This window comes from Burkholderia sp. BCC1988 (assembly GCF_905339895.1).
Taxonomy (GTDB): domain Bacteria; phylum Pseudomonadota; class Gammaproteobacteria; order Burkholderiales; family Burkholderiaceae; genus Burkholderia.
Genome location: NZ_CAJPHA010000015.1, coordinates 211,030 through 221,171, shown reverse-complemented (window position 1 = coordinate 221,171; position 10,142 = coordinate 211,030). Strand labels below are relative to the sequence as shown.

Sequence of the window (10,142 nt, the reverse complement as noted above, 5' to 3'; positions counted from 1 at the left end):
AGGCGCCGGCACCCCCCCCCCGGGGGGGGGGGGGGGGGGGGGGGCCCCCCCCCCCACGACCGCCGCGTTGTCGTCGACGATTTCCCAGTCGGCCGGCACGCGTCCGCCTTCGTCGAGCACCGCGCGGCTGACGACGACGCGATCCTCGTCGGTCGCGAGCTTCATCCGGCGCAGCGGTTCGGCGGCGGCGCCGTCGACGATCGCCGCGAGCCGGCCGCCCGGCGCGAAGCGCAGCGGCCGCACTTCGCCGGCCGCGAGCGTCTCGCCCGCGCGCCAGAAATCGACGACCCACAGCAGCTCGCCGTGCGTGCGCTGCAGTTGCGCGACGCCCGCGCACACGCCGTGAAAGCCGCTGCGTGGCGCGCGATTCGCGTCGCGCACGAGCGGCGGATCATCGGTGTCCGGATCGGCGCCGGTGCGCATGATCTCGGGATCGACCAGCAGCACCAGCGCGATCCGGTGCGTGCGGCACCAGTCGGCGAGCGCGTGCGCTTCTTCCGCGAGCGCCGTCGGATCGTCCCAGCTGAACCAGCGTTGCGCGCCTTCGATGAAATACAGCGAGCGCGCGCGAAAACCGTAGCGCTTCATCGCGCGCAAGCCGCCCGTGAGCCGCGCGAACGGACCGGGCGCGGCACGGCGCGGCGCACCGGGCTCGCGCGCGGCATCGCCGTCGGCCGCCGCGGGCGCGGGCGGCATCGCCAGCACGTTGAGGTTGCGCGGCCAGCCGGCCGGCTGCGCGCCGCCCGAGAAACCGCGCGACTGCAGCTGCGCGGCAACGTGCGCCGCGGCGCGCGACAGCACGACCGTCACGTCGCGCGTGCGCGACTGCCGCGCGCTTTCCCACACCAGCGCGTCGCACGCCGGCGTGCCGGCGGCGGCATAGATCGCGTACAGGCCGCCCGCTTCCAGCTGCGTCCACGTGTCGGGCAGCCCGTCGATCGCGAGCCGGCTCAGCGGGCCGGCGCGGCCGCCGGCCGGCCCGGTGCGCAGCAGCGCGCGCAGGCGGCCCAGCAGGCCGGCGGCGCCGAGCGCGGGACGGGTTGCATCGAGTTCCGTATTCACGTGTTCTCCCAGTCCCCTAGTAATCCGAATAAAGCCGCACCGGCGTCGGCGTGACGAGCCAGCTGCGCGCCGCGCGTGCGTCGAACGCATAGCGCAGGTACACGAGCGCCGAACTCGGCGCGTAGTCGTGCGACCGGTCGACGTGCAGTTGCGCGCCGACGCTCAGGTGCGGATTCACGCGATACTCGACGATGCCGTTCACGCCGTACGAGAACGACACGCCGCGCGTCGAACTGCCCGCGTAGACGAGCCCCGCCGCCTCCTGCGCGGCGCGCTGGTCCGCGAAGGTCGGGTAGAACAGCGAGTCCTTCTCGTAGCTGTTCGAGATCCCGCCCGTGACGGTCAGGTCCCACGACAGCGCGTCGCGCCGCCCCGCCCACTCGAGCGGCACGCCGAGCGACAGGTAGCGCTGCGGGCTGTAGTAGCCGCCCTGCCCGTACGTGTAGTAACGCAGGTTCTGCGCGTAGTGCCACGCATTGCCGACGAGCCCCGTGCTCACCTTCATCGTCGCGCGTTCGTACACGGGCACCGTGAAGCCCGAGCGCAGCGTGACTTCCGCGTTGCGCTCGACGTTGCGGCCGGACAGCACGCCCGCGCCGAGTTCCGCGAACAGGTTCACGCGGCCGACGTCGAGCGCCGCGCGCAGGTTCACGCCGTCGCGGCGCACGCCGCCCCACACCGCGCCCGTCCACGGATCGCGCATCCCCGCATACGACAGCACGCTGCTCGTTTCCGGCCGGCGCGACGCGTTCACGGTGAAGCTCGCCGGGCCCGCGTCGAAGCGGTAGCGCACGCCGCCGACCAGGTAATGCACCGGGAAGCCGAGCGGCGACGTGCCGAGATCGACGCGCCACGCATCCGTGCGATAGCCGGCGCCGAGCGCGACGCCCGTCATCGGCTGGTGCAGGTCGCCCTGCGGATGCGCGATCAACGCGGCGGCCTGCTGGTTCAACGGTGCCAGCGACGAGCCGGCCAGCGCGTTGAGCGCGCCGTAGGTGCCGAAGGTCTTCAGCGAATACGCGTTCGGCACGCTCGTATCGAGCGTGCCGGCGTCCAGATGCACGGTGTCGAGCTGCAGGAACGCGTGCCCGTCGTAGCGCACCGGCATCTGCGCGTAGATCGGCACCTGCTGCGCGCGGTACGCGGAAATCCCTTCGTCGCCCGACTTGTACGCGGGCAGCCAGCCGATCTCGATCTCCGGATCGCGCCGCTGTTCGAGATCCGCGAACGCGGCCTGCGCGGGCGTGCGGCCGTCGCGGCCCGGGCTCACGCCGCTCGTGCGTTCCTGCGACAGCGACAGCCGGTACAGCGACGCGGCATCGTCGTAGCGGCCCTGCGCCTCGGCCACGCGCCCGGCGGCAACCGTCACGTCGGCGCGCGCCGGATACGCGGCCTGCAGCGGGTCGATCACCTGCGCGGCTTCGTCCGGGCGGCGCAGCGCGTTCAGCCGGCGCACGACCGACAGCCGCGTATCGACGTCGTCGTCCGGCGTGCGCGCCAGCACGGCCTGCACGCGCGCGAGCGCGGCCGCGCGCTGGCCGCTGTCCTCGTCGATGCGCGCGAGCGCGAGCTGCGTGTCGGCATCGTCCGGCATGCGCGCGATAACGGGCGCGAGCGCGTCGCGTGCCGCGTCGTAGTGACCTTGCGCGCGTTCGAGATCGGCCAGCTCGAGTGCGTAGCGCTTGTCCGCGCGGCCGGCCGGGCTCGCGCGATCGAGCAGCGTGCGCGCGCGCGCATAGTCCTGCTGCGCGATCGCGTCGTCCGTCCGGCGCAGCACGAGCCGCAGCGACTGATCCTCGATGCGCGCGGTCTGTGCCGGCGTCAGCGCCGGTTCGCGGCGCAGCGTGTCGAGCCACGCGGCGAGCGCGTCGTCGCGCCCCGCGCTGCCGAGCAGGTCGCCGTAGCGCAGCCGCACGTCGGGATCGGCCTCGCGCGGATGCGCGGCGATCCAGTCGCGCAACGGCGCGAGGCCGCGCTCGGGCTCGCCCGCGTCGATCCACTGCGCGCCGATCGCGGCCAGCATGTCGGGATCGTCCGGCGCGCTCGCCTGCGCATGCGCGAGCGACGCGGCAAACGCCGCGCGATCGCCGCGGCCGAGCGCGCCGCGCGCGTCGGCCAGCGCGCTTTGCGCGTCGAGCTTGCGGGCGAGCGCACGCATGCCGTCCGAGCGCTGCGCATCGTCGACACCCGCGAGCGCGGCCTGCGCGCCGGCGACATCGTCGAGCGAGTTGCGATACAGCGCGGTCGCATAGCGCATCTCGGGCGTATCGCTTTGCGCAAGCCCATCATCCATCACCGTGCGGCCGAGCTGCGGCAGCCCCATGTCGCGATACAGCCGCGCGAGCGCGAAACGCGTCCACGGTGCGCCGGGCGCCGCGCGCACGGCCGCTTCGTAGCGTTGCACGGCCGGCCCGCGTTCGCCCTTGTCGGCGAGCGCGCGCGCCTGGCTCGCGAGCAGGTCGGCGCGCAGCCCGTCGAGTGCGCGGCGATCGTCGCTGCCCGTCACGCGGCCTTGCAGCGCGTCGAGCAACGGGCCGACGCGGTCCGCGCGGCCGGTGTTCTCGTACAGCATCGCCGTGCCGCGCACCGCCGACACGTTCGGCGAACGGGCGGCCAGCAGTTCGCGCAGCAACGGCTCCGCGCGCGCCCAGTCGCGCTGCGCGAGCAGCGCGTCGGCGAGCTGCAGCTTCGCGTCCGGGCTGTCGGGCTGCATCGCGAGTGCGGCGCGCGCCGCGCGCTCGGCATCCTGCGGCCGCCCGGCCGACGCCGCCGCGCGGCCTTGCGCGAGCAGCCCCCAGAACTGCGCGGTACGCGCGAGGCTCTGCCACTTGCCGCGCTGGTCGGTCGACAGCGCCGCGGCGCGCGTGAACAGCGCACGCGCTTCGTCGTGCCGGCCTTCGCGCAAGCGCAGCAGGCCGAGCCCGCCGAGCGCATCGGCGTCGCCGGCGCGCGCCTGCGCGGCGCGCGCGAGCAGCGGATCGGCACCGGCCAGGTCGCCGCGCGCGAGCGCCTGCACGCCGCGCTGCTGCGCGATGTAGTCAGGGTCGCGTTCGAGCCGGCGCTGCGCGTCGCGCTGCCGGTCGAGTTCGGCGCTGCGATCGCGGAATTCGGTGTCGTCCGGCACCAGCGCGAGATACGCGTGCAGCGCATCGAGATACGCGGGATCGCTGCCGGCGGACTGCAGCACGCGCCGCCACACGGCCATCGCTTCCGTGTGATCGGCGTCGGCGCGCTTCGCGAGCGACCATGCGATGCGGTTCGCTTCCGCGCGCGTATCGGCGCGCTGGTTCAGCAGCCGCGCGAGCGCGAGCGCCGCGCTCGTGTCCTGCGGGTCGGCCGCGACCGCGCGGCGCAACGCGACGAGCGCCGATTCTCGGCCACCCGGCGCATTCGCGACGATCTGGTAATACTCGGCGCCGAGCGCGCCGGACGGCGCGCCGTTCGGGAACAGCGCGACGATCCGCCGGGCCGCTTCGTCGGCGCGGCCGCTGCGCGCGAGCAGCCGGATCTGCGCCATCTCGCCGCGCCCGCTCGTCGCGACGCGGTATTCGTCGGCCGCGCGCCGCGTGCCGGGCGCCGCGGGCGCGCGGGCCTGCAGGCGCGCCAGCGCGGCCTGCGCGCCTTGCGCGTCGCCGAGCCGCAGCAGCACCCGCATCTGTTCCGCGAGCAGTTCGGGATCGTCCGGCGCGATCAGGAGCCCCTTGCGCAGCGCGTCGCGCGCGAGGTCGTCGCGATGCTTCGCGCCCCACATGCGGGCGGTCGCGAGCTGACGCTGCGCATCGGGCAGGTCGGTCGTGGCCGGCGCCGAGATGGCCTTCGGCGCGACGGTTTTTGGCAACACGGGCGCGGGTGTGGCGACGGCGGCCGGCGCCGCCGCCGTGACCGACGACGCGAGCCACGCGAACCCCGCGACGCGCGGTGCGGTGCGCTTCATCGGGCCGCGCATGAACGGTCCTCCCAGCGCGCAGCGAGCGACCCGTCCGCGCCGAACCGGTAGCGGCCGTCGCGCCAGCCCAGGCCGAACAGCGTCAGCACGCTCGTGTAGTAGCCGGGCGCCGCCTGGCGCGCGAGCGCATCGACACGGGCCGCCTGCGCATCGGCGAGCGCATGCTGGCCGCGCGCGTCGAGGAACGGCACGGCTGCCGCGGAGAACCCGCCATTGCCGTCGTTCGGCCCCGCGACGCCGGTCGTCGTGTCGACCTTCTCCGGCGGCGCGCCATGCGCGGCGATATGGTCGGCGAACGGCGCGAAACGCGCGAGCAGCGGCGCGGCGAGCGGATCGGCGCGATCGAGCATGCCGGCCCACAGGTACACGCGGATCGCGTTGTACGCGCTTTCCGCATGGGTCTGGGGATCGGGGCCGAAGCCCGCGCCCGCGCGATACAACGCCCAGTCCGGCGAGAAGCCCTTCGGCGCGGTGTCGAGCAGCACGCGGCCGGTACTGGCCGCGAGCGCGGCCCAGCGGCGCTCGTCGGGCAGGCGCGCGGCGAGCCCGCGGATCACCTGCGGCGGCGAATAGCTCGGGTTCACGCGCCATTGGCCATCGGCCAGCTTGAACCCGGTCGGCCCGGGCAGCAGCGTGAGGCCGAGGCCCGGCACGCTGGCCGTCTCGTCGTCGAGCACGCGCTTCGCGAGCAGCGCGCCGCGCGCGGTGTAGCTGCGCTCGTGCCACAGCCGCCCGGCTTCGACGAGCGTGTAGGCGATCCAGAGATCGGCATCCGACGCCGCGTTCGCATCGAGCACGCGCCACGTGCCGTCCGGCGCGCGGCCCCACAACCACGCCGGCAGCCGGGCGCTCAGGTCGCCCTGTGCGAGGTTGTTCTCGGTCCATGCGAGGATCGTGTCGAACGTGCGTCGGTCGTTCGCGACGAGCGCGAAGAACAGTCCATACGCCTGCCCCTCCGATACCGTGCGCGAATCGGCTGAGCCGACGTCGATCACGCGGCCGTCGGCCGACACGAAATCGCGCTTGAACGCGTCCCAGCGCGGCCACGCCGCGCCGCACCGCACGTCGGCCGCACCGCCTTGCGCCGCCTGCGCGCGCCCGGCCGTCCCGGCTACCCCGGCCGCTGCGCACGCCGCCGCGACGGCCAGCACGAGCGTCGTGCCGCCCCGCCGGGCCGGCCGCGCTGCCCGTCGCCTTGCGAATGCCCAAGCCATCATCCGTTACATCCCCCGGCGGCGCGCGGCGATTTTCTGCAGCACGCTGAACACGCCGAGCGCGAGCAACAGCCCCGCGACGACGCCGACCACGCCGAGCGCCACCGGGTACCGCGCCGCCTGCGTCCAGACGCGCGCATACCAGGGCACGAAACCGACCACGTACGGATCGCCGACGCGCAGGCTGTCGACCTGTCCCGGCCGCACCAGCGCGAGGTCGCCCTGCAGTTGCGACACGAGGCCCGGCTTCTCGAAGACGTCCAGCAGGTCGGCCAGGCGCGTCTGGTCGGTCGCGGTCAGCGCGACGACGCTGCGGCCGTGGCTGCCCGGCAGTTCGAACCCGGCGAGCGCGGCGAGCGCGCCCGTCTGTTCGATATGCGCGCCGCCGTCGGCCATGCCGACGCCATTGCGCCAGCGCTCCTTCACCGAGAACGCGACACGCGTCGCGCCCGTGCCGGCCTGCTGGTCGATCGCCAGCGGCAGCGCCGCGCGCCAGTGCGACAGCAGCGGCGACGCGGGCGAGCCGTCGATCACGAGCAGGTCCTTGCGGCCCGCCAGCGCGGCGACGTCGGCGGGCCGCGCGACCTGCACGCGCAGCGCCGGGAAGCCGGTCCACTGCCCCATGTGGCCGAGCATCGTCAGGTAGGCTTCCAGCTCCTGCGGCGACGGCCGGTCCGGGATCACGACCGCCGTCTGCGACAGGTCGGCGAAGCGCGTGAACGGGAAGCCGCTGTTCGCGAAGAATGCGAGGTTCGGCAACTGCGCGTAGTGGACGAAGTGCGAGAAGTCGATCGTCGAATCGGGATCGATCGCCGCGCGCTGCGGCTCGGTCGCGGTGCTCGAGCAGAGCCCCGTCTTCTGCGAGTCGAGCGTGAAGCGGAACTGCAACTGGTTGCCGCTGCCGACGCGGAACGCCGGGATGTCGACATCGCTCGTCACGCGCCCTTCCGGCACCGCCAGCAGCGGCAGCTGCATGCGCCCGCGCGCGTCTTCGGCATGGGCCGGCCCGAGGCGGTACGACTTCACGAGCTGTTCGTTGATCTCGACGGCGAGCGTCGAGTTGTCCTGCACGGTCGGCGCCGTGTAGCGGTAGCGCAGCGTGATCGGCACGCCCGAGCCGTTCCACGAATGCAGGTCGGCCGGCACCCGCAGGTTCAGCCGGATCGCGTCCGGCGACGTGCCGCGCACTTCGAGTTCGCGCGGATCCGACACCAGTTCGCGGAACGCGATCGGCCGGTTCACCGGCAGCCAGCGCGGAGCGTCGTACGGCTTGCGCGGCGCGCCGAGATCGACGTGCGCGACCGTCGCCGCCGGGCCCGACAGCGCCGCGCGGCCGAGTACGAGCGCCGCGACCGCATCGTCGACCTCGGCTGCCGTGCGGCCCGTCACGACCAGCAGCTTGCGGCCCGGCGCGGCCGGGTTGTCGGCGACGGCGAGCAGCGGGCCGTTGACCGACGGCAGCGCGAGGCCGGCCGGCAAGGTCGCGGCCGTGCCGACCACCACCGCCTGGTCGTCGGCCGGCAGCGTCGCCGCGACCGGGAAGCGCGCCTGCCGGTAGTCGGCCTGCGCGCCGAACCACGACGCGAGCACGCCGGCACTGCGCAGCGTCGCCGAGTCGGGCGACGCCGGCAGCACGAACGGCAGCCGCAAGCGCCCGTTGTCGCGCCGGTCGAAGAACGGCGCGGGCAGCAGCGCGAGATCGTTCGGCAGGCGCACCGGCGACTCGTCGAGGATCAGCTCGCTCGTCGGGCTCACGTCGGCCCACAGCGCCGAGCTCGACGGGTCCTCGCAGTGATCGAGCGAGTAGTGCGCGATCAGGCGCAGGCCGATCTGGTTGAAATCGGAGAAGTAGCGCGGATCGATCGGGATGTCCTGCGTGACCGTGCGGCCCGCGCGCGTCGCGTCGAACGGGACGGTCGCGACCACCTCGTCGTTCACCGAAACCTTCAGGTGCGACATCGGGAACACGAGCGACGGCGAATACGCATAGGTCAGGCGCAGCCGCGCGCCGGTGACCACGCGGTCGAGCCGCACGCCCGCATGGATCGTGCGCGCATCGTCGGCGCCGCGCAGGTGCACCGGATCGAACGCGCCGAGCGACGCGAACGGCAGGTGCACGGTCGTCGCCGACAGGCCGGCGGCGCTCGATGCGGCCGATGCGCTCGATGCGGCCGCGCCGCTGGCAAGCGCCGGCGTGGCCGGGCTGCCGGCGGACGCCGAAGCGGCCGCCGAAACGGATGCCGACGCGGCCGGCATCGGCGCGGCCGACAGCGCGGCCGCATGAAACGCGCCGAACGTGGCGAGCGACAGGACGAACAGCGACACGGCCGGCTTCATGCGCGGCTCCGCATCGTCGTGGTCGTCCGGTGATCAAGCGCGCCGCAATCGACGCGCCCAAAGCAGCTATGCCCGTGAGTGCACATCCCCACTGCTTCCCCTCAAAGTCTGGCCTGAATGCATGTATCGAAACGACGCGGCGCATTCTTCCGCTGCCGGTCCATCGGACGGTGCGCGCCTGGCACCGGCGCTCGCACATTCGTCACACTATCTCAAAATCAGGACAAAACTCACCCTGATTCGCGCTGACGAAGCGAAAAACAACTCAATACGGTCGGAAATGCTGCGTGCGGCGACTGAATGGCAAGAATTACGCCGTTGCTGCCGGCCGGACCGATCGGCATACTGCCGACGCTGCCGGATCGGCGAACCGTCGCGCCGGCGAACCGTCCGGATACCGGATGCCGGATGCGACCCCTTGCGGGCCGCCCGGAACGCGCTGCCGCGTGGGCGGCGCGTATGCTACCGCAAGCCGGCGCCGCGTGCCGGGCTTTCTTCATGGAAAACTGACTTGGATCAAATCGTCGACACCGCCACCCCGTCCCCCGACACGCTGTTGCGCATCATCGCCACGCAGACCGAGATAGCGAAACTCGGCCTCGACCTCGGCAGCGTGATGGCTTATGTGACCGAGCAGGTGCCGCAACTCACGGGCGCGAGCGGCGCGGCGGTCGAATTCGCCGAAGGCGACGACATGGTGTACCGCGCCGCGTCGGGCTCCGCCGCCGGGATGCTCGGGCTGCGGTTGCGCCGCTCGGGCAGCCTGTCGGGCCTGTGCGTGACGCGCGGCGAATTGCTGCGCTGCACGGATTCGGAAACCGACCCGCGCGTCGATCGCGATGCCTGCCGCCGCGTCGGGCTGCGCTCGATGCTGGTGATGCCGCTCACCCACGCGGACACGACGGTCGGCGTGCTGAAGGTGATGTCGCCGGAGGTCGACGGCTTCTCGGCCGCCGACGCCGGCACGCTGCGGCTCACGGCCGACCTGATCGCCGCCGCGATGTTCCACGCGGCGCGCAACGAGGCGAACGAGCTGTACCTGCGCGCAACGCACGACGCGCTCACCGGCCTGCCGAACCGCGCGCTGTTCTACGACCGCCTGCGCCAGTCGATGCACACGGCGCTGCGCGCGAACGGCCGGCTCGGCATCCTCAACATCGACATGGACGGGCTCAAGCCGATCAACGACGGCTACGGCCACCGCGCGGGCGACGCGGCGCTGCGCGAGGCCGCCACGCGGATGCTGGGCGCCGTGCGGCGCTCGGATACGGTCGCGCGGGTGGGCGGCGACGAGTTCGCGGTGATCCTGCCGAACGTCGGCAGCCGCGACGACATCGACGCACAACGCGCACGGCTCGCCCGGCAGGTCGCCGAACCGTTCGAGTTCGAGGGGCAGCCGCTGCGGCTCGGCGTCAGTGTCGGCGTCGCGATGCTGCCCGAAGACGGCACCGACATGAACGCGCTGATCGAGCATGCGGACCAGGCGATGTACGAGGTGAAGCGCACGCGGACGCAGCGGGCATGCCACGCGTGACGGGCGCCCCCCGGCCCATTCGGCCAGCCGGGCCGCACGCGCACGGCTA

The 10,142-nt window shown here is 73.4% G+C and carries 5 protein-coding genes; 1 reads left to right on the top strand and 4 read right to left on the bottom strand.

Going from position 1 to position 10,142, the window contains the following annotated elements; genetic code table 11:
• The 4 genes from U4012_RS22355 to bcsB all read right to left on the bottom strand — a co-directional run.
• Positions 1–1,062, bottom strand: a 1,062-nt coding sequence (locus U4012_RS22355) for a BcsE family c-di-GMP-binding protein (RefSeq protein ID WP_321801566.1), incomplete at its 3' end; no start/stop codon positions are given.
• 16 nt (positions 1,063–1,078) lie between these two features.
• Positions 1,079–5,008 carry a cellulose synthase subunit BcsC-related outer membrane protein gene (locus U4012_RS22350; RefSeq protein WP_321801564.1) on the bottom strand — a complete coding sequence of 1,310 codons (3,930 nt, stop codon included), beginning with the start codon at positions 5,006–5,008 and terminating at the stop codon, positions 1,079–1,081.
• Positions 4,993–6,222 carry a cellulose synthase complex periplasmic endoglucanase BcsZ gene (gene bcsZ / locus U4012_RS22345; RefSeq protein WP_044848441.1) on the bottom strand — a complete coding sequence of 410 codons (1,230 nt, stop codon included), beginning with the start codon at positions 6,220–6,222 and terminating at the stop codon, positions 4,993–4,995. The genes U4012_RS22350 and bcsZ overlap by 16 nt, the downstream gene beginning before the upstream one ends.
• 6 nt (positions 6,223–6,228) lie before the next feature.
• Entirely contained in the window at positions 6,229–8,559 is a 2,331-nt protein-coding gene (gene bcsB / locus U4012_RS22340) for a cellulose biosynthesis cyclic di-GMP-binding regulatory protein BcsB (protein WP_321801562.1), read from the bottom strand.
• Between the two features lie 511 nt (positions 8,560–9,070).
• On the opposite strand from bcsB, the gene U4012_RS22335 reads away from it, so the two are divergent.
• Entirely contained in the window at positions 9,071–10,093 is a 1,023-nt protein-coding gene (locus U4012_RS22335; RefSeq protein ID WP_044848432.1) for a sensor domain-containing diguanylate cyclase, read from the top strand.
• Positions 10,094–10,142: the final 49 nt, after the last annotated feature.